18 protein-coding genes are annotated in these 17,966 nt (G+C 58.7%); 7 read left to right on the forward strand and 11 right to left on the reverse strand.

What is annotated here, in order from left to right; translation table 11 throughout:
* Nucleotides 1–54 precede the first annotated feature (54 nt).
* A complete protein-coding gene (locus MMW58_RS26775) occupies nucleotides 55–369 on the forward strand; it encodes a DUF485 domain-containing protein (protein WP_045853423.1) in 315 nt (104 codons plus the stop codon).
* Nucleotides 366–2,015 (forward strand): cation/acetate symporter ActP, encoded by a 1,650-nt coding sequence (gene actP, locus MMW58_RS26780; RefSeq protein WP_133601220.1) that lies wholly within the window; start codon nucleotides 366–368, stop codon nucleotides 2,013–2,015. The genes MMW58_RS26775 and actP overlap by 4 nt, the downstream gene beginning before the upstream one ends.
* 33 nt (nucleotides 2,016–2,048) lie before the next feature.
* Here actP and MMW58_RS26785 read toward each other — a convergent pair whose 3' ends face one another.
* Both MMW58_RS26785 and MMW58_RS26790 read right to left on the reverse strand, forming a co-directional pair.
* Entirely contained in the window at nucleotides 2,049–2,738 is a 690-nt protein-coding gene (locus MMW58_RS26785; RefSeq protein WP_041143637.1) for an LrgB family protein, read from the reverse strand.
* Entirely contained in the window at nucleotides 2,731–3,141 is a 411-nt protein-coding gene (locus tag MMW58_RS26790; protein WP_041143636.1) for a CidA/LrgA family protein, read from the reverse strand. The genes MMW58_RS26785 and MMW58_RS26790 overlap by 8 nt, the downstream gene beginning before the upstream one ends.
* Nucleotides 3,142–3,244: 103 nt before the next feature.
* Here MMW58_RS26790 and MMW58_RS26795 point away from each other — a divergent pair, with 103 nt between their 5' ends.
* Complete coding sequence (locus MMW58_RS26795) at nucleotides 3,245–4,129, forward strand: LysR family transcriptional regulator (RefSeq protein ID WP_241722454.1); 885 nt, start codon at nucleotides 3,245–3,247, stop codon at nucleotides 4,127–4,129.
* Between the two features lie 85 nt (nucleotides 4,130–4,214).
* Here the strand turns inward: MMW58_RS26795 and MMW58_RS26800 are convergent, their stop codons facing one another.
* The 4 genes from MMW58_RS26800 to soxR all read right to left on the reverse strand — a co-directional run bounded on the left by MMW58_RS26800 (nucleotide 4,215) and on the right by soxR (nucleotide 9,140).
* Entirely contained in the window at nucleotides 4,215–5,861 is a 1,647-nt protein-coding gene (locus tag MMW58_RS26800; protein ID WP_045853428.1) for a Na+/H+ antiporter, read from the reverse strand.
* A gap of 148 nt (nucleotides 5,862–6,009) precedes the next feature.
* Nucleotides 6,010–7,359, reverse strand: a complete 1,350-nt coding sequence (locus MMW58_RS26805) for an NCS2 family permease (RefSeq protein ID WP_045853429.1) — start codon at nucleotides 7,357–7,359, stop codon at nucleotides 6,010–6,012.
* 395 nt (nucleotides 7,360–7,754) lie between these two features.
* Nucleotides 7,755–8,423, reverse strand: coding sequence for a glutathione S-transferase family protein (locus MMW58_RS26810; RefSeq protein ID WP_241722455.1), 669 nt, complete (start codon nucleotides 8,421–8,423; stop codon nucleotides 7,755–7,757).
* A 258-nt stretch (nucleotides 8,424–8,681) separates the two neighbouring features.
* Entirely contained in the window at nucleotides 8,682–9,140 is a 459-nt protein-coding gene (gene soxR / locus MMW58_RS26815; RefSeq protein WP_133601224.1) for a redox-sensitive transcriptional activator SoxR, read from the reverse strand.
* A gap of 86 nt (nucleotides 9,141–9,226) precedes the next feature.
* Between soxR and soxS the strand changes: the two genes are divergently transcribed.
* Entirely contained in the window at nucleotides 9,227–9,556 is a 330-nt protein-coding gene (gene soxS / locus MMW58_RS26820) for a superoxide response transcriptional regulator SoxS (RefSeq protein WP_041143630.1), read from the forward strand.
* On the opposite strand, the gene MMW58_RS26825 is transcribed toward soxS, so the two are convergent.
* Complete coding sequence (locus tag MMW58_RS26825; RefSeq protein WP_133601225.1) at nucleotides 9,541–11,145, reverse strand: EAL domain-containing protein; 1,605 nt, start codon at nucleotides 11,143–11,145, stop codon at nucleotides 9,541–9,543. The two genes, soxS and MMW58_RS26825, sit on opposite strands and share 16 nt — an antisense overlap.
* Before the next feature lie 545 nt (nucleotides 11,146–11,690).
* Between MMW58_RS26825 and MMW58_RS26830 the strand changes: the two genes are divergently transcribed.
* Nucleotides 11,691–11,972, forward strand: a complete 282-nt coding sequence (locus tag MMW58_RS26830) for a YjcB family protein (RefSeq protein WP_133601226.1) — start codon at nucleotides 11,691–11,693, stop codon at nucleotides 11,970–11,972.
* 53 nt (nucleotides 11,973–12,025) lie between these two features.
* Here MMW58_RS26830 and MMW58_RS26835 read toward each other — a convergent pair whose 3' ends face one another.
* The 4 genes from MMW58_RS26835 to MMW58_RS26850 all read right to left on the reverse strand — a co-directional run bounded on the left by MMW58_RS26835 (nucleotide 12,026) and on the right by MMW58_RS26850 (nucleotide 16,000).
* Nucleotides 12,026–12,868 (reverse strand): ABC transporter permease, encoded by an 843-nt coding sequence (locus MMW58_RS26835; protein ID WP_159237625.1) that lies wholly within the window; start codon nucleotides 12,866–12,868, stop codon nucleotides 12,026–12,028.
* A gap of 14 nt (nucleotides 12,869–12,882) precedes the next feature.
* Entirely contained in the window at nucleotides 12,883–13,713 is an 831-nt protein-coding gene (locus MMW58_RS26840; RefSeq protein ID WP_159237624.1) for an ABC transporter permease, read from the reverse strand.
* Between the two features lie 68 nt (nucleotides 13,714–13,781).
* On the reverse strand, nucleotides 13,782–14,921 hold the full coding sequence (locus MMW58_RS26845) for an ABC transporter substrate-binding protein (RefSeq protein ID WP_133601228.1): 1,140 nt from the start codon (nucleotides 14,919–14,921) through the stop codon (nucleotides 13,782–13,784).
* Between the two features lie 29 nt (nucleotides 14,922–14,950).
* Complete coding sequence (locus MMW58_RS26850; protein ID WP_241722456.1) at nucleotides 14,951–16,000, reverse strand: ABC transporter ATP-binding protein; 1,050 nt, start codon at nucleotides 15,998–16,000, stop codon at nucleotides 14,951–14,953.
* A 171-nt stretch (nucleotides 16,001–16,171) separates the two neighbouring features.
* On the opposite strand from MMW58_RS26850, the gene MMW58_RS26855 reads away from it, so the two are divergent.
* Nucleotides 16,172–16,942 carry an MBL fold metallo-hydrolase gene (locus MMW58_RS26855; protein ID WP_241722457.1) on the forward strand — a complete coding sequence of 257 codons (771 nt, stop codon included), beginning with the start codon at nucleotides 16,172–16,174 and terminating at the stop codon, nucleotides 16,940–16,942.
* On the forward strand, nucleotides 16,939–17,958 hold the full coding sequence (locus MMW58_RS26860) for a LacI family DNA-binding transcriptional regulator (RefSeq protein WP_241722458.1): 1,020 nt from the start codon (nucleotides 16,939–16,941) through the stop codon (nucleotides 17,956–17,958). The genes MMW58_RS26855 and MMW58_RS26860 overlap by 4 nt, the downstream gene beginning before the upstream one ends.
* Nucleotides 17,959–17,966: the final 8 nt, after the last annotated feature.

Below are 17,966 nucleotides of genomic sequence, written 5' to 3' on the forward strand. Positions count from 1 at the left end.
GCTGCCGACGTCTCGCGCGTGGATGACGAAAGGAATACCTCTGGAGACGCTAAGATGAATGATCAAATTTGTCAGCGGATAGAAAATAGTGCGCATTTCAGGGAGTTAGTTGCAACCCGGCAAAGGTTTGCCGCCATCTTGTCACTGATCATGCTGGTTATCTATGTCGGCTTCATTTTGCTTATCGCCTTTGCCCCCGGCTGGCTGGGTACGCCGCTGCACGCGGGAACCAGCGTCACCCGCGGCATCCCCATCGGCATTGGCGTCATCGTTATCTCCTTCCTGCTCACCGGCGTTTACGTCTGGCGGGCCAACGGCGAATTCGATCGTCTGACGAAAAGCGTTCTCAAAGAGGTGCAGGCATCATGAAGAAAGTTCTGACGGCGCTTGCCGCCACGCTCCCGGCTGCCGCAAACGCGGCCGATACGATCGCCGGCGCGGTCCAGCGCCAGCCGACAAACTGGCAGGCGATTATCATGTTCCTGATCTTCGTTGCCCTGACGCTCTATATCACCTGGTGGGCGTCAAAACGGGTACGCTCGCGCAGCGATTACTATACCGCCGGGGGGAACATCACCGGCTTCCAGAACGGGCTGGCGATTGCCGGCGACTTTATGTCCGCCGCCTCCTTCCTCGGGATCTCCGCGCTGGTTTATACCTCCGGCTACGACGGGCTGATTTACTCCCTCGGCTTCCTGGTCGGCTGGCCGATCATTCTGTTCCTGATTGCCGAACGCCTGCGCAACCTCGGACGCTATACCTTTGCCGACGTCGCCTCCTATCGCCTGAAGCAGGGGCCAATCCGTACCCTCTCCGCCTGCGGTTCGCTGGTGGTGGTGGCGCTGTACCTGATTGCGCAGATGGTCGGCGCGGGCAAGCTTATCCAGCTGCTGTTCGGCCTTAACTACCACGTTGCGGTGGTGCTGGTCGGCGTGCTGATGGTGCTATACGTGCTGTTTGGCGGCATGCTGGCGACCACCTGGGTACAGATCATTAAGGCGGTTCTGCTGCTGTGCGGCGCCAGCTTTATGGCCTTTATGGTCATGAAGCACGTCGGCTTCAGCTTCAATAACTTGTTCAGCGAAGCGATGGCGGTCCATCCAAAAGGGGTGGCGATCATGAGCCCTGGCGGGCTGGTGAAAGACCCGATATCGGCGCTGTCGCTCGGACTGGGGCTGATGTTCGGTACCGCCGGTCTGCCGCATATTCTGATGCGCTTCTTCACCGTGAGCGATGCGCGCGAAGCGCGTAAAAGCGTATTCTACGCCACCGGCTTTATGGGCTACTTCTACATCCTGACCTTTATTATCGGCTTCGGCGCCATCATGCTGGTTGGCGCAAATCCGGCGTTTAAAGACGCTGCGGGCGCGCTTATCGGCGGCAACAACATGGCGGCGGTGCACCTCGCTGACGCGGTGGGCGGTAATCTGTTCCTCGGCTTTATTTCGGCCGTGGCCTTCGCCACCATTCTTGCGGTGGTTGCGGGCCTCACCCTGGCCGGGGCCTCGGCGGTCTCCCACGACCTGTACGCCAACGTCTTCCGTAAGGGCGCCAGCGAGCGCGACGAGCTGCGGGTATCGAAAATCACCGTGCTGATCCTCGGCGTAGTCGCCATTCTGCTGGGGATCCTGTTCGAAAATCAGAACATTGCCTTTATGGTCGGACTGGCGTTCTCGATTGCCGCCAGCTGTAACTTCCCCATCATTCTGCTGTCGATGTACTGGTCGAAGCTGACCACCCGCGGGGCGATGATTGGCGGCTGGCTGGGGCTGCTGACCGCCGTTATCCTGATGATCCTCGGCCCGACGATTTGGGTGCAGATCCTCGGCCATGAGAAGGCTATCTTCCCGTACGAGTACCCGGCGCTGTTCTCGATTGCCGTTGCCTTTATCGGTATCTGGTTCTTCTCCGCCACCGATAACTCGGCGGAAGGGCTGCGCGAACGCGAGCTGTTCCGCGCCCAGTTTATCCGCTCGCAGACCGGTATCGGTATCGAACGCGGCCAGGCGCATTAAGCCTCTTAACCCCGGCCGTTCGGCCGGGGTTCATCAGAACATCAGCAGGCGCACCAGCGGCGCCGCCAGCACCATCACCACTCCAGACAGCATCATCACCAGGCTGGCGACAACGCCCTCCTGCGGCCCGAGCTCGTAGGAGCGCGCGGTTCCGGCGCCGTGCGAGGCGGCGCCGAAACCCGCCCCTTTCGCCATCCCTTCTCGAATCGACAGGCGCAAAAACAGCACATCGCCGATCGCCATACCAAATACCCCGGTGACCACCACAAACAGCGCGACCAGATCCGGCTGACCGCCGAGGGGCCGGGCCGCGGCCAGCGCAAAAGGCGTGGTGACCGAACGCACCGCCAGGCTGCGCTGAATCTCATCGGAAAGGGTGAACAGGCGCGCCAGCCAGACCGAGCTGCAGACCGCCACGATTGAGGCCGTCACCACCCCGGCGCTCAGCGACATCCAGTGGCGTTTAATAATCGCCAGGTTGTCATACACCGGCACGGCGAAAGCGATCGTCGCCGGCCCCAGCAGCCACAGCAGCCAGTGGGCCTCTCCCATATAGCTTTGATACGAAATATGGCCAAAGACCAGAATCAGCACCAGCAGGATTGGGGTAAAAACCAGCGGCATCAGCGGCAGCTTGTGGAAGCGGCGATAGAGGCGCTTATTGGCAAAATAGAGCACCAGCGTCACGATCAGGCACAGAATGCTCAGATGGAGATCACTCATGCTTCATCCTGCTGATTTCATAGCGATAAACTTTATCCACCACCCACGCCGTGGCGCCCAGCACCAGCGTCGTGCTCAGCGCGATTACCAGCAGAATACGCCAGCCGTCCACCATCAGCAGCTGGGTGTAGTTGACCACCGCCACCACCGCCGGCACGAAGAACAGCAGCATTTCCGCCAGCAGCCAGCGGGCGCCGGCGCGCACCCACTTCAGCGGGATAATCCGACAGACGATAAGCGCCAGCAGCATCAGCATGCCGACCAGATTTGCCGGGAGCGGCAGGTGCAGCCAGTTAACCAGATATTGAGCGCAGACAAAGAGTCCGGCATAAACCAGTACCTGAACCGGTACCTGAAGGCGTTGCATAACGAAGGGGGTAACGCGAGCTGGCGCGAAGGCCATGAGCGATATTCCTGAAAAAGAAGCCAGGCGAGCAGTATAGTGAGCCGCCAGGTTGGACAGAAATGAATTAAAATCATCACAGGTATAGTCTCAGGGAATAATTATGGATATCCGCACGCTGCGTTATTTTGTCGAAGTCGTCCGTCAGCAGAGCTTCACCCGCGCGGCGGAAAAACTGTTCGTCACGCAGCCCACCATCAGCAAGATGCTAAAAAACCTCGAAGATGAGCTCAACTGTACGCTGCTTATTCGCGACGGCCGCCGGCTGCTGCTAACCGATACCGGCCGGGTGGTTTTCGAGCGCGGGCAGGCGATTTTGGGCGAATTCCGCCAGCTGGAATCCGAGCTTAGCGATATTAACCACCTGCATAAGGGCATTCTGCGGCTGGGGATCCCGCCGATGGTCGGGATGCTGATGGCCGAGCCGATCGGCCTGTTTCGCCAGCGCTATCCGGGCGTAGAGCTGAAAATTGCCGAGTTCGGCGGCCTGACCGTGCAGCAGGCGGTCAGCAACGGCGAGCTGGACCTGGCCATGACGGCGCTGCCGGTCGATGAGGAGAGCGGCCTGGCGACGCTGCCGCTGTTCAACCATCCTCTGTGCGTGCTGGCGCCGAGAACGCCGCAGTGGGAGGCGGTTAGCTCGCTGTCGCCGCAGGCGCTCGCCGCCCATCCGCTGGTTATCTATAACGAAGATTTCGCCCTCAGCCAGCAGCTGATGCAGCTGTTTACCGACCATGACGTCAAGCCCCGCATCGCAGTGCGCAGCGGACAGTGGGACTTCCTCGCCGCGATGGTTCAGGCGGGAATTGGCGTGGCGATTCTGCCGCAGCCGATTTGCGAGCGCCTCGACGCCCGACATTTTTGCACGATCCCGCTGCAGAGCGAGCTGCGCTGGGAGCTGGGGATGATTTGGCGGGAGGGGGTCTATCTGTCGCATAGCGCCCAGGCGTGGCTGGCGTGCAGTAAAAGCTTCTGGCTCAATGAGTAAGCGCCCGGAGGCGACGCGTTGCGCCGGTCCGGGCTACCAACTACAGATCAGCCAACCGCACGGCCCCGACGGGGCGCGGCGGCGATTATTGATCTTCGATTAACAGCGCTTCCAGCAGGTCAAGGTCGTGCAGCAGCTTCTGCAGCGTCTCGTTGCTGATCTGGCGGGTGGCGCGCAGATGGTACAGCTCGCCGCGCTCTGAACGCAGCGCCGCCAGGCGGAACCGGCGCTCAAGCTGCTCTTCGAGGATCGAGGTTTCCACGTCGTTACGGCCGTCGACCCGCCGGCGCAGGTTACCGATCACCCGCGAGCTGACCTCCGTCAGCAGCTGGTTATCGATATTCTCTTTGGTATCCGCCGCCAGCCGCTCCTCCATTTTTTGAATCGCCACGATCGCCACGTCCGCGGTGGCGGCGCGCGCCAGGCGCTCCTCTTTACGCTGCTGGACATGGTCGGTCGACTCAATGTGGCGCAGCAGGATCGGTAGCGCAATCACGCCGACAAACAGCGAGAACAGGATGACCCCGGCGGCAAGGAACACCAGCTCATAGCGCGCAGGGAAAACGTCGCCGCTCGGCAGCAGCAGCGGTATCGACAGCACGCCGGCGAGGGTAATCGCCCCGCGTACCCCGGCGACCGAGGAGATCAGCAGCTCGCGGGTGGTCCAGGAGCCAAACTCCATCGGCTTGTTCTTCAGGAAGCGCTGGCTGAGCTTGCGCATTGTCCACAGCCAGCCAAAGCGGACCAGCATCAGGGCGGCGTAAATCAGGATAATATCGGTAAACAGCATCCAGGTTTCGACGTTGGGATCCGCCTCCGCCGCCACCAGCGAGCTCGACAGGATATCCGGCAGCTGCAGGCCTAACAGCAGGAAGACCATGCCGTTAAACACGAACTCCAGCATCGCCCAGGTGCTGTTGGCGCGCAGGCGCATCGCCAGCGGCGCGGTGCGCATCACCCCGGAACGGGTGATGGTCATCCCCGCCGCGACCGCGGCCAGAATCCCGGAAAAACCAATGTGTTCAGCGATCAGGTAGGAGGCAAACGGCAGCAGGAACAGCAGCACAATCTGCGTGGCCGGCTCATCGCCGCCCCAGCGGCTGAGGAAGCGCATCGAGCGCCCGTACAGCCAGCTGACGACAAAACCGGCGAGGATGCCGCCTATCGCCACCTTGAAGAACTCGACCGTCGCACCGCCAACGGTAAAGACCATCGTGCCCATCGCCACCGCGACGGCAAACTTCAGCGAGACCAGGCCGGAGGCGTCGTTCATCAACGCTTCGCCCTGCAGTATCCCCATAATTTTTTTCGGGATCCGCCCTTCGCCGACGATCCCGGAGAGCGCCACCGCATCGGTTGGCGACAGCACCGCCGCCAGCGCAAAGGCCGGGATCAGCGGAATGCCCGGGACAATCCAGTAGATGAGGTAGCCAATCCCCACCACCGTGACCAGCACCAGCGCCAGCGCGAGGCCAAAAATCTCTCGCCCGTGCTCGATGAACTCGCGGGTCGGCGTCTTCCAGCCGTCGGCAAAAAGCAGCGGCGGAATAAAGAGCACCAGGAAGAGCTCGGGGTCGAATTCGACGTGCAGCCCGAACGTAGGCCAGGCCAGCAGCGCGCCGATGGCAATCTGGATTAAAGGTAGTGGAACCTGAAAGGGCAGTACGCGTGTAACCACCCCGGAGAGAGAGACCACGAGGGTCATGATGAGTATGGTAAAGAATATTTCCATGTGTTCCCTGTTTGCTGCGTGTTCTTATTTTACATCTGAGGCGTCATGTCTCGAAATGATACGCTACCCAGATTAACGCAAAAGGAAACAGGATGTGGCTTAAAAATTAAACGGGCGGTCTGAGCCGCCCGCTGTCAGCATAAATCGCTTAAATCGCCCAGCCGCCGGCGTAGAAGATAACCAGCGCCGCGGCAATGATCACGGTGCCGAGGTTCAGCTTGCGCCACTCCCCGGAGACCAGACGGCCAATCACCAGCGACGCGAAGCCGATCATGATGCCGGTAACGATATTGCAGGTCAGCACGATAAAGACCGCGGTAATCAGCCCCGCCATCGCATCGACAAAATCGTTGAAATCAATCTTCGCCACGTTGCTCAGCATCAGCAGGCCGACATACATCAGCGCCGGAGCGGTGGCGTAGGCGGGAACCAGATAGGAGAGCGGGGAAAGGAACAGGATCAGCAGGAACAGCACGCCAACCGTCACCGCGGTCAGGCCGGTTTTACCGCCGGCAGCGGTACCCGCAGCCGATTCGATATATACCGCCGCCGGCGCCGCGCCGACCAGGCCGGAGAAGACGCTGCTCAGGGAGTCGGTGGTCAGCGCTTTACCGCCGTTGATGATCTGCCCGTCTTTGTCCAGCAGGTTCGCCTGCCCCGCGACCGCGCGGATGGTGCCGGTGGCATCAAATACCGCCGTCATCACCAGCGCCAGCACGCTCGGCAGAACGACCGGGTTCAGCGCGCCGATAATATCCAGGCTGCCGATCAGCGAATTGCCTTTATCGTCGCTCAGCGACGGCATGGCAAAAATACCGGAGAAGTGAACGTTAGGGTCGAAAATCAGGCCGACGATCGACACGCCGATAATGGTCAGCAGGATGCCGCCCGGTACCTTCAGCTTTTCGAGGCCGATAATCACCGCCAGCCCCACCAGCGACATAATCACCGGGAAGCTGTCGAAGTTACCCAGCGCCACCGGCAGACCGTCCAGCGGGTTCTTAATGACCAGGCCCACGCCGTTGGCGGCGATCAGCAGCAGGAACAGGCCGATACCGATACCGGTGCCGTGCGCAACGCCCTGCGGCAGGTTGCGTAAGATCCAGCTACGAATGCCGGTCGCGGAGATAATGGTAAACAGCACGCCCATCAGGAACACGGCGCCCAGCGCAACCGGAATGCTGATTTGCTGCCCCAGCACCAGGCTGAAGGCGGTAAAGGCGGTCAGCGAGATAGCACAGCCGATTGCCAGCGGCAGGTTGGCCCACAGCCCCATCACCAGAGAGCCCACGCCCGCCACCAGGCAGGTGGAGACAAACACCGCTGCCGGTGGGAACCCGGCCTTACCCAGCATGCCCGGTACCACGATTACCGAGTACACCATGGCGAGAAAAGTGGTTAAACCTGCAAGAATTTCCTGACGCACGGAGCTGCCGCGAGCCGAAATTTTAAACCAGGCGTCTAATGAACCGCCGGTACGCGCTGAAGGCGTAGACATAGAAAACTTCCCCTGAGAATTTTTATCATTCGTCGGTATGCGTGGTGGACCATCCACTGCCAGTTCAACGCGATCTCCTTGTGCTATATATCGCAGCGCCAGGGGGGCTGCAAAAAAAGCAAACGTTTAACTCCGCGCATACAATACGGTGGTCAAAATTACTTTACTCACCCCCTGTTAGCAGGATAAATAGCGAGCAAAATAATAAGGCAAACGATTATCCAGCCTTTAGATGGCCCTTTTCAACTGAAGTTTGTCGTATTTCGCTAAATTTCGCTTATGACGTTCAGGAAATAACCAGCCGATGCGCAAACGTTATCGTCTATGCGCAATCTGCTAACATTTTTGTATTGCGCTGATAGCAATTCGCCTCGGCCATCGTAAAAGGTGATGCCTCAGGCACCCGGTAGCGTAAAGGGGCCACCGCGCTCAATGGCGCGCAGCCAGGCCGGACGCTGCTCGATACGCTGCGTCCAGCAGGCGACGTGCGCAAGGCCGTCAATTCCGCCGCGCGACTGCAGCGCCAGCAGCGGAAAGCTCATCTGGATATCGGCCATGCTCAGGTTTTCGCCCGCAAACCACGGCCATCGGGAGAGGTGATCTTCGATAAAGCCGGCGTGGGTGGCAATCTGCCGGTCCAGCCAGGCCTTCTGCATCCCCTTCCCCAGCGCACCGCCCAGCGTGCGCATGCCGAACGGCACCGGGGCCTTGCCGAGGCTGGAAAAGACCAGCTTCATCAGCATCAGGGGCATCAGCGAGCCTTCGGCATAGTGCAGCCAAAAGCGGTACTGCAGCCTGTCCGCCATCGCCTGCGGCCGCAGCTGCTGCGTGCTATCGTAGGTTTCCTGCAGATATTCGAGGATCGCCCCGGACTCCGCCAGCACGTAGCCGTTGTCCTCCACCACCGGGGATTTGCCCAGCGGGTGAATGTTTTTTAACTCCGGCGGTGCCAGCATATTTTTCTGCCGCGGATAGCAGACAATCTGATAGGGCAGCTGCAGCTCTTCCAGCGCCCAGAGCACGCGCTGCGATCGCGATTGATTAAGGTGATGTACCGTCAGCATGGGTCTCTCCCGTCGTTTGTTCAAATTAACTATAGGAACTGGCGGTGAATGACGGGAAAAATTCGCCAAAATAAGCGGGTGGATTTAAGGTGATGTGCCACAATTAAGGTGTCGGCGCAATCCGGAACCTCCATCAACTTGTTGCGCAATACTGAGGGGAGCCGACGTCGGGTGAAACCCTCCTGTGAACCAGCGGGATAGAGCGAAAGACAAAGACCGGAAAACAACTAAAGCGCCCTGTTGTGGCGCTTTAGTTTTTTAATCATCCTCCAGCAGCCGCGCGCCGGTCCCCTCTTCACCCAGCATGTCCCCGGGGTTACGCAGCGGACAGTCCCGTCGCGACAGGCAGCCGCAGCCGATGCAGCCATCCAGCTGATCGCGCAGCGCGGTCAGCGTATGAATGCGCCGGTCCAGCTCTTCCCGCCACACCGACGATAGCTGCTTCCACTCTTTGGCGCTTAGGTTGTGCCCTTCGGGCAGCACGCCAAAGGCATCGCCGATAGTCGCCAGCGGAATGCCGATGCGCTGAGCAATCTTGATAATCGCCACCGCGCGCAGCACGTCACGACGGTAGCGCCGCTGATTGCCCGGATTGCGCTGGCTGTGAATCAGCCCTTTGCTTTCATAGAAATGGAGGGCCGAGACGGCAACGCCGGTACGTTTTGCCACTTCGCCAGGGGTCAACAGCATTTTAATACGGGGTGATTTCTTTTCCATAAAGCGCTTTACCTCAAGTTAACTTGAGGAATTATACTCGCCCGCAGACAAAACGACGAATCGAGAATTGAGAGAGAGGCCGCTTTATGTCCCATCAGGATATTATCCAAACGCTTATTGAATGGATTGATGAACATATCGATCAACCACTTAACATTGATGTAGTCGCCAAAAAATCGGGGTACTCGAAGTGGTATCTCCAGCGGATGTTCCGCGCCGTTACGCATCAGACGCTGGGTGATTACATTCGCCAACGTCGGCTGTTACTGGCCGCTGAAGCCCTCAGAACCACCCAGCGCCCGATTTTCGATATCGCGATGGATCTGGGCTACGTCTCGCAGCAGACGTTTTCACGGGTGTTCCGCCGGGAGTATGACCGCACGCCCAGCGACTATCGCCATCAGATTTCCGCCTGACGGCTTTGCGCGCAGGCGTTAAGCCGCGCTGGTGCCTTAACCAGCCACTGCTTAAACTCCTGCACCGGCATCGCCTTCGCAAAATGCCAGCCCTGGCAGTAGCGGACGCCGCGCTTGTGTAGCCACTTCACCTGGTCCAGCGTTTCGACGCCCTCAGCCACGGTTTTCAGGTGCAGGCTGCGCGCCATCTCAATAATATGCTCGGCGATCATGTGGCTGGTGCCGCGGGTCGTCAGCGTATCGATAAAGGATTTATCGATCTTGAGAATGTCCACGTTGAGCGAAGAGAGGTTATGCAGGTTGGAGTAGCCGGTGCCGAAATCGTCGATGGCGACTTCATATCCCGCCTCGCGAAACGCCTGAATGACCGGCGTCGTTTTCTGCACGTCAATAAAACCGCGCTCGGTCACTTCGATTTTAATCTGGCTGATGCATACCCCGTGACTTTTCGCCTTTTCGCTAATTTGGCTAATCAGCCGCGCGGAGTGGAAATCCGTGGCCGAGAGGTTAATCGCGACGTACAGCTGCGGATGGCTGGCGAGAAATTCGCCCAGATCGGCAAACACTTCATCCACGACGTAGTCCGTCACCTGCGCAATCAGCCCTTCGTTCTCCGCCAGCGGAATGAACTCCGCCGGGCTCATCACCGGGCCATCGCATCCTGGCCAGCGCAGCAGCGCTTCGGCCCCGACGCAGCGGTTCGTTTTAATATCGACGATCGGCTGATAGTGCAGGCACAGCTGGCGACGGCTCAGCGCGCGCTGCAGCCTGCTGCGCGGGGAGTGGTACTGCCGCCGGATTCGTAGCCACAGCGTTAACATCAGCCCGCTACCAATCAGGCCCAGCGGCAAAGTGAGCACGATCTGGTCATATAAATTTTGATAATAGCCCACGCGCGAGGTGGACATGATCACCGCGATAGGGCGGTTCGCCGAATGGGCAACGGTGTATACCCGGCGATCCTGCTGGAAAAAGGTGTCTTCGCTGCGGATCAGCGGACGTAACGCCGCGGCGTCGGTATTTTTGCTGACGGAGAAAAACTGATTCGTTTTGGTATCGAACAGACCGTAGGCTAAATCTCTATCGCTGGATATTAACGCACTATAGGAAAGTGGATTAATAACCGCGACATAGTGACCGCGCTGCATATAGGTCATGGCAAAACCGGGATAGAACGGCGTATCGCGATAGTAATAGATGGCGACATCCGGCTTTTTTATATAATTAGCCGTCTCAACATGCCAGACCGTATCGGGATGAACGGCGGTTGAGCAAAAGAAATCAGCGCCTTCCGCATAGACTAAATCTTCGACGTAAAGCAGGCTGCGAACAATATCCAGCATATATCGCTGGTGCTGCGGCGAACATATTATCCCCTGATATTGCATGGCCTTTTTACGCGCCTGCTCGACCTCATGAATAACCATTTCGGTTTTCTGCAGCGCCAGTTGAGAAAACGAGCGGAGCTGGTCGTTGGTTTCCACCCTGGCCCGGTGTTGGGCAAGCCACAAGGCCAGCACCACTGGCAGCAGGATAACCAGGGCAATACCAAATATTTTCAACGCCTTATGTGGCGCGCTACGACTCATTTCCGCTTTTTATCCATGCGATACGCCTTAATCACGGTAACAGTCCACAATGGCAGATGCCTGCGCCTATACAATGCCGGTCATTTAGGCATTCGGCTATTGAGGGTAAAAACCCCACAGCCGATAATGATGAATAATACTAACTTATAGAACAATCGAGAAACATTCTCGACATAATGAGAGCGGCACCGCTTTCTGATTCGGTTTATCCGTATGATTACCGCGAACAGGTAATAAAACCAGTAGATATAAGCCTGGCAAAAAAACAGTCCATCGTATTAATACATTAGCTTCAGCATCATGGCGGGTATGGCTATGGCGCACCGCGCCGTTAACCACAACATTTAAATGGTTTATAAGCACATAAAAAACGCAATTTTTGGCTGGTGAATAAAAGAACAAGTGTGATATAGTTCACACATCCTAATGAAACGGAAACATTGTTTCATTATACGTTTTTTCGCCCGTCGATAGCCAGAGCGCCACGTCATCGTTAGTCTCGCCAGGTTGTCAAAGGCCCCCGACTTTCTTTGAGGATCAGGTTAATGGCTTCCATTACTACCAGTGTCATACTCCTGCGCTGGCCGCTGCTGAGCGCGGTGCTGATGTTTTTAGCCAGCTCGATGAATATTCAGCTGCGTAAAAGCGACTATGCCGGCTTAGCGGTGATCTGCAGCTGCCTGGGGCTGGCCGCCGCCTGCTGGTTTGCCACCGGCCTGCTCGGTATCACGCTGATCGACGTTGCCAAAATCTGGGGCAACATTAAAGACGTCATGGTGGAAGTGATGAGCCAGACGCCGCCAGAGTGGCCGATGATGATGACCTGATAGTAAAAACGCTTCCCACCGGGAAGCGTTTTTACTGGCGGGTAGCCTGAGCGCTATTTGCCCATTTTTGCCAGCATTTCCGGGCGCATAAATTTATGAATAACCAGCATAAACAGCAGCGACGGCAGTAATAAAATCAGCGCGGTAATAGACGACACCTGATAGTTTCCCGACATGCTGGCGTTGTATAGCAGCAGAGGCAGCGTGGTGATATCCGGCGCGCCGACAAAAAAGGTGCCGGTGAACTCGTCCAGCGACTCCAGAAAGACAAAAATACTGGCGGCAATAATCCCCGGCGATGCCTGGGGCAAAACGATATGCCAAAACGTATACACCGCCCCGGCCCCCAGATTGCGCGACGCTCTTGCCAGCAGCGGATCGACCGCCGAGAACGCCGCCACGCAGATCCATACCGAATACATCAGCCCGTGCACGCTATGCACCAGCACCACGCCGGCCACGGTGCCGTTGAGCCCCCACTGATAGAAAAGCCGGGCAATATTCATATATACCGTCAGGTTAGGGAACGCCTGCGGAATAAGAAACAGCAGCATAAAGCCCACCCGCAGCGGCATCCCTCGCCGCGATAACGCATAGCCGGCGGGGATCGAAATCAGCAGGCACACCAGCACCGACAGCACGGCAATCAGCACGCTGGTCAGCAAAGAGCCCGAAACATCGCTATAGGGGCTGAACACCTGATACCAGTATTTCAGCCCCCACTGGCTGGGCAGGCTGTGGGGAAAGAACCAGCTTTCGGCCACCGTCCAGATAAGCAGATTCAGCAGCGGACCAAACATCGCCAGCAGCATCAGAACCAGCAGCAGCGTCTGCAGCGGCAGGCTGGCGCTCAGCTTTCTCCGCCCTTTCGCCAGCAGCGTCGCAGGTGGTGTCATCGTAACCTCCTTCATTATTCTCCCCCTTTTTGGCGCAGGCTGTGGCGCAGATAGAACCACGACAGCGCGCCGCAGATAAGCAGCGACACGACGCCCAGAGCGTTAGCCACGGCGTAATCCCCGTAGGAGTTCACGCGAAACGCCATATCAACGGTGATCATCGTCGGCGTACCGACGCCTATCATCAGCGGCACCGACAGCACCGACATCATGGTGACGGTCGAGAGCACCAGCGCCACGCCGATGGCGGGCAGCACCTGCGGCAGAATAATATCGAACAGGATCCGCGGGCGAGAGGCGCCCAGGTTGCGCGCCGCCAGAATTTGCGACTGCTCAAGCGCCGCCATTGCGCCGCAGATAAGCAGCGTGGCGAACGCCAGCTGCTTCCAGACGAAGGTGATAATGATGCCCTTCCAGCCCAGCCAGGAGATCGTCTCCATCGGCGTGAGCAGATCGCTGGCAACCAGCGCATTGTTCATTAAACCGTTTTTGGCCAGAAAGGTGCGCATCATCTGCGCCGCAACGATAAAAGGAATAAACAGCGGCAGACGATATAAAAATGCCAGCATCTGTACGATCGGCCGGCAGGAGGACAGGGTAATCACCGCGGAAAGGGTGATGGAAATCAGCGCCAGCAGCGCCACGGAGCTCAGCACGACGATCAGCGTGAACAGAATATCGGTGGAATAGAGCGCATAGACTTTGCGAAAGTGGGCCAGGGTCAGCCGCTGCGCATCGTCGGTAAAGGCGGCAATCAGCGAGAAGCCCAGCGGATATAAAAACAGCACGGCAATGGTCAGCGCGGCGGGAGCCACCAGCAGCAGATATTTCAGCGAAATACGCATAGCAAACCTGATATCAGCGAGGAGAAACGCCCGGGTCGACGCGCGGCCGCCCCGGGCATCGACGAAGATTAGTTGGCGACCTGGCTTTCGTAGCCTTCTTTAATATCGTCAAAATAGGCGGTAATCGGGAAATTCTTGCCGTATTCCGCCAGCGCCTGCGGCGAGATCTCCGCAAACAGCTTTTGCCACGTCCCCGCGTCCAGCTGCGGCTTAACGTGCTGCGCATCGATGCCGGGATACCAGTTAAACTGCTTCACGATCCCCTGCGCCTGCACCTCCGGGCTGGTCGCCAGCTCGATAAACTCGTGCGCCAGCTGCGGATTCGCCGCCTTCGCCGGGGTCACGTAATACATCGGCTGACCCGGCATGCCCGGCGCCAGTAGGGAGAGCTTGATCGACGGCGGCAGCTTCCCCTGATCCTTCCAGCTATAGAACATGTCCACCCATACCGGCCCCATCGCGATCTCCCCGCGGGTCAGCATATCGAGCGTCCCGGCGTTGCCCGGCGTGAAGGTGACGTTTTTATTAAAAGCCTTCAGCTTTTCATAGGCCTGGCCCCAGTTTTTCTCCACGCTTTTATCGTACGGCAGGGAGGAGAGGCGCTGGGCGTCGGTGCCGTAGGCGTACATCCAGCCCACCACGAAGCTGACCCCGGACATGCCGTTTTTGATCCCGTTATAGCCGAAGGCCTGCGGGTTTTTCTGCGCCCAGGCCACCAGCTCATCGTAGGAGGCCGGCGGGGTTTTGATCGTCTCGCTGTTCCAGGCAATGGCGGTCTGGCTTAAAAACATCGGCATCACGTAGCCGTCGACGTTAACCCCGAGGGCATTTTTAGCGTTGTCGGCGCTGACCAGGCTGCCGGTCTTAATCTGCTGGCGGTACTTCTCTAATAACCCCTTCTCCACCAGCTCGCCGCCGGCTTTTTGATGCACCACGGCGACGTCAATATCCCAGCTGCTGGCGCCGCTCTCCTTCTGCGCCGTCAGCTTTTCGATAATTTTGTTCGAGCCCGCATCCCCCGGCCCGGTACCGATAACCTGCACCTTGACGCCCGGATGCGCGGCCTCAAACTTTGGCCCCAGCCAGGTTTTTACGTAATCCACCATATTCTGATCGCCCGCCGTCGCGACGTTCAGGATGGTATCGGCCTGCGCGCCGTAGCTCAGGAGTACGGCGGTCGCCAGCGCAACGTTTGTTTTAGTAAACATGGTTTATCCCCAGAATGAACACGATGATGTCAACTTGCATGAGATGAAGGAAAAATATGCAGCGCCGGCGTCGGCACGTGCAGCCTGACCGGGGAGCTGGCGGGCCAGCAGCGGCTAGAATCCGCCAGCAGCAGGCGATCGCGACAGCGCACGCTGTGGCGATATAAATGGCCGAGGAAGGCGCTTTGTTCGACGATGCCGTCGAGGGTCAGCCCCTCCTGCGGCGCGCTATCCGCGACTGAAAGGAGCGCCGCGTCGGTGCTGCGGAAATAAATAACCTGTTCGCCAGAATCGGTAGCGGAATATGCCTGTGGGCTGTGCCAGTGAATACCGTCGAGGGTGCGGATATCACGGCTATTTATTTTATTATCGGCCCCCATAAAATCGGCGACAAAAGGCGTGGCCGGACGCTGATATATCTCTTCCGGCGTCCCTAACTGCTCAATCCTGCCGTTATTTAATACGGCAATACGGTCAGCCATGACCAGCGCTTCCTGCTGGTCATGGGTGACGATTAATGAGGTAAAGCCGAGCTTCTTTTGCAGCGCTTTTATTTCATGGCGGACGTTAAGGCGGACTTTGGCATCCAGATTGGAGAGCGGTTCATCCAGCACCAGCACGTCCGGTTCAATCGCCAGGGCGCGCGCCAGGGCAACCCGCTGACGCTGGCCGCCGGAAAGCTCGGTCACCTTCATTTCCGCCAGCCCCGAGAGGTTGACTATCTGCAGCAGCTCCGCCACCCGGCGGTCGATATCGTCGCGCCGCCACCGGCGCAGCTTCAGGCCGTAGCCGATATTGCGGGCCACCGTCAGGTGCGGCCACAGCGCATAGCTTTGAAAAACCATCGTAATATTGCGCTGCTCCGGCGGGCTATGGGTGATATCCCTGCCGGCGACGACGATATCCCCGTTCTGTACCGGGATAAAGCCGCAGAGCGCATTCAGCAGCGTGGTTTTCCCGCAGCCCGATGGCCCCAGCAGGGCGATCATCTCCCCCTTCTCTACCGCCAGGTCGATATTATGCAGGACAACCTTATCGCCGTAGCTAATTCTCAGGCTGGCAATGTGCAAATAGCTCATATTCGGTACCCAAAACTCTTCTGTAGGCATTTTTTATTTATTCGCGCCAGGATGAACACGTGTTCATTTGGCTGTAAAAAAAATGCAACCTTGACTCGACATGATGTGAGCCTACTTTGTCGGGTATTTGTGACAATTTAATTAAGTGCGAAAATTTTTTGGCGAGGGTAAATGAAAATAGACGTTCTCGGCTGCGGTAGCGCCTTCTCAGAGAGCCAAAATACCTCTGCGCTGCGCGTTATTGATAATAACAATCGCCAGTGGCTGATTGATTGCGGCCCCACCATCCCTCGCGCCCTGTGGCAGCGCGGAGGCAATATTAACGATATCGATGCCATTTACTTCACCCACGTCCACCCGGATCACTGTACCGGCCTGACGGCGCTGCTCAACTACTGGAAAAGCTTTTCCCGCCAAAAGCCGCTGATTATCTACAGCCAGCCGCAGCAGCGTCCGGTGCTGATGCAGCTGGCGCAGCTGGCAAACTGGCCGGACACCGCGCTGTGCTTTGCGATTGAGTGGCGCGACGCCACCCCGGCGTGGACCTGGCACGACTGGCAGATCCGCACCGCCGAAACCCAGCACGAGCTCAGCAACCGCGCAATTCGCATCACCCTCGCCGGGAAAAGCCTGTTCTACAGCGGCGACGGCCGGCCGACGGCGCAGTCGATCGCGCTGATGGCGGGGTCGGACCTGGCGTTCCAGGAGTGCGCCTCGCTCACCGCTCTGAACGACGACGCCTCCCACGGCGATTTCCCGGCCTGCCTGGCGCTGTTTCAAACGCTGGCGCTGCCCGCCATGGGGCTCTATCACTGCTACGACGCGATCCTGCCGGCGCTGCGGGTAGCCTGCCGGCCGTGGAACGGGTTGTTCGTCAGCCAGGACGGCTTACAATACGATCTTCATCAGCCACCGCGCAGCGGCGAGGAAAGCCCGGCATGAGCGCACTTCCCCGAAAACAGAGCATTACCGCCGAGGACGTTGCCCGCCGCGCCGGCGTCTCGCGCGCGGTCGTTTCCCGGGCGCTGAGCAATAACGGCAGCATCTCGCCCGCCGCCCGCGAGCGGGTGCTGCGCGCCGCAGAAGAGCTGGGCTATCAGGTCAACTTTCTCGCCCAGGGGCTCAACCGCCGGCGCAGCCATCTGATCGGGGTGATCGTTTCCCGCATCAACGATCCGTTTCGCAGCAGCCTGCTCGACGGGCTGCTGAGCGAGATCCAGCGCCGCGATTTTCAGGCGCTGGTCAGCGAGATCCGCAGCGAGCAGGATCTGGCCCAGACCCTTCGCCGCTTCGCGCAGTTTCGCGTGTCCGGGGCGATCGTCACCTCCGGCCAGCCGCCAGAGTCGCTGGTCTACGAGTTCGCCCAGCAGCAAATTCCGGTCGTCGGCATTAACCGCCAGCCGAATATTCCCGGCGTCGACTACGTCTGCTCGGATAATGCCGCCGGGGCGGCGCTGGCCGCGAAGCAGCTGGTGGCGGCCGGCTGCCGCCGCTTTGGCTGGCTAAACCATCGCCACTCGACCTGGGCCGGACAAATGCGCGGGGAAGCATTTTATCAGGCGCTCAGCGAACTTGGGGTGGATACGCGGCGCGATCTTCAGCCGCTGTTTGCCTCTCTTGAGGGCTATGAGGGCGGCCTGCAGGCCGCCGCCGCCGCCGACGATGCGCTGGAGGGCATTTTTTGCGCCAACGCGCAGCTGGCCTGCGGCTTTCTTGACGGCATGCGCCAGCGCGGCAAAGAGGCCCCGACGGATTTTCAGCTCATCGGGTTTGATAACACGCCGCAAACGGCACAGTACAGCTACCGGCTCACCACCCTGCATCAGGACGTGGCGGAGATCTCCCGCCAGGCGCTCACCCGCCTGCTGGAGAGGGCCAGCGATCCGCTCCAGCCTTCACGCACCACGTGGGTGAAGGTCGATTTAATTCACCGGCGCACGTCGCCATCAACCACATAAGAGCCAGG

Source organism: Klebsiella sp. HC6, assembly GCF_022605325.1.
In the GTDB taxonomy this organism is placed as follows: domain Bacteria; phylum Pseudomonadota; class Gammaproteobacteria; order Enterobacterales; family Enterobacteriaceae; genus Klebsiella; species Klebsiella terrigena.

Bases quoted from the DNA above. Each gene is read 5' to 3' on its own strand.
- MMW58_RS26830 (WP_133601226.1), top strand. From the start codon at position 11,691: ATGGCTTCCATTACTACCAGTGTCATACTCCTGCGCTGGCCGCTGCTG.
- MMW58_RS26840 (WP_159237624.1), bottom strand. From the start codon at position 13,713: ATGCGTATTTCGCTGAAATATCTGCTGCTGGTGGCTCCCGCCGCGCTG.
- MMW58_RS26855 (WP_241722457.1), top strand. From the start codon at position 16,172: ATGAAAATAGACGTTCTCGGCTGCGGTAGCGCCTTCTCAGAGAGCCAA.
- MMW58_RS26790 (WP_041143636.1), bottom strand. From the start codon at position 3,141: ATGGCCTTCGCGCCAGCTCGCGTTACCCCCTTCGTTATGCAACGCCTT.
- MMW58_RS26800 (WP_045853428.1), bottom strand. From the start codon at position 5,861: ATGGAAATATTCTTTACCATACTCATCATGACCCTCGTGGTCTCTCTC.
- MMW58_RS26835 (WP_159237625.1), bottom strand. From the start codon at position 12,868: ATGACACCACCTGCGACGCTGCTGGCGAAAGGGCGGAGAAAGCTGAGC.
- soxS (WP_041143630.1), top strand. From the start codon at position 9,227: ATGTCCCATCAGGATATTATCCAAACGCTTATTGAATGGATTGATGAA.
- MMW58_RS26845 (WP_133601228.1), bottom strand. From the start codon at position 14,921: ATGTTTACTAAAACAAACGTTGCGCTGGCGACCGCCGTACTCCTGAGC.
- MMW58_RS26860 (WP_241722458.1), top strand. From the start codon at position 16,939: ATGAGCGCACTTCCCCGAAAACAGAGCATTACCGCCGAGGACGTTGCC.
- MMW58_RS26775 (WP_045853423.1), top strand. From the start codon at position 55: ATGAATGATCAAATTTGTCAGCGGATAGAAAATAGTGCGCATTTCAGG.
- actP (WP_133601220.1), top strand. From the start codon at position 366: ATGAAGAAAGTTCTGACGGCGCTTGCCGCCACGCTCCCGGCTGCCGCA.
- MMW58_RS26785 (WP_041143637.1), bottom strand. From the start codon at position 2,738: ATGAGTGATCTCCATCTGAGCATTCTGTGCCTGATCGTGACGCTGGTG.
- MMW58_RS26795 (WP_241722454.1), top strand. From the start codon at position 3,245: ATGGATATCCGCACGCTGCGTTATTTTGTCGAAGTCGTCCGTCAGCAG.
- MMW58_RS26810 (WP_241722455.1), bottom strand. From the start codon at position 8,423: ATGCTGACGGTACATCACCTTAATCAATCGCGATCGCAGCGCGTGCTC.
- soxR (WP_133601224.1), bottom strand. From the start codon at position 9,140: ATGGAAAAGAAATCACCCCGTATTAAAATGCTGTTGACCCCTGGCGAA.
- MMW58_RS26825 (WP_133601225.1), bottom strand. From the start codon at position 11,145: ATGAGTCGTAGCGCGCCACATAAGGCGTTGAAAATATTTGGTATTGCC.
- MMW58_RS26850 (WP_241722456.1), bottom strand. From the start codon at position 16,000: ATGAGCTATTTGCACATTGCCAGCCTGAGAATTAGCTACGGCGATAAG.
- MMW58_RS26805 (WP_045853429.1), bottom strand. From the start codon at position 7,359: ATGTCTACGCCTTCAGCGCGTACCGGCGGTTCATTAGACGCCTGGTTT.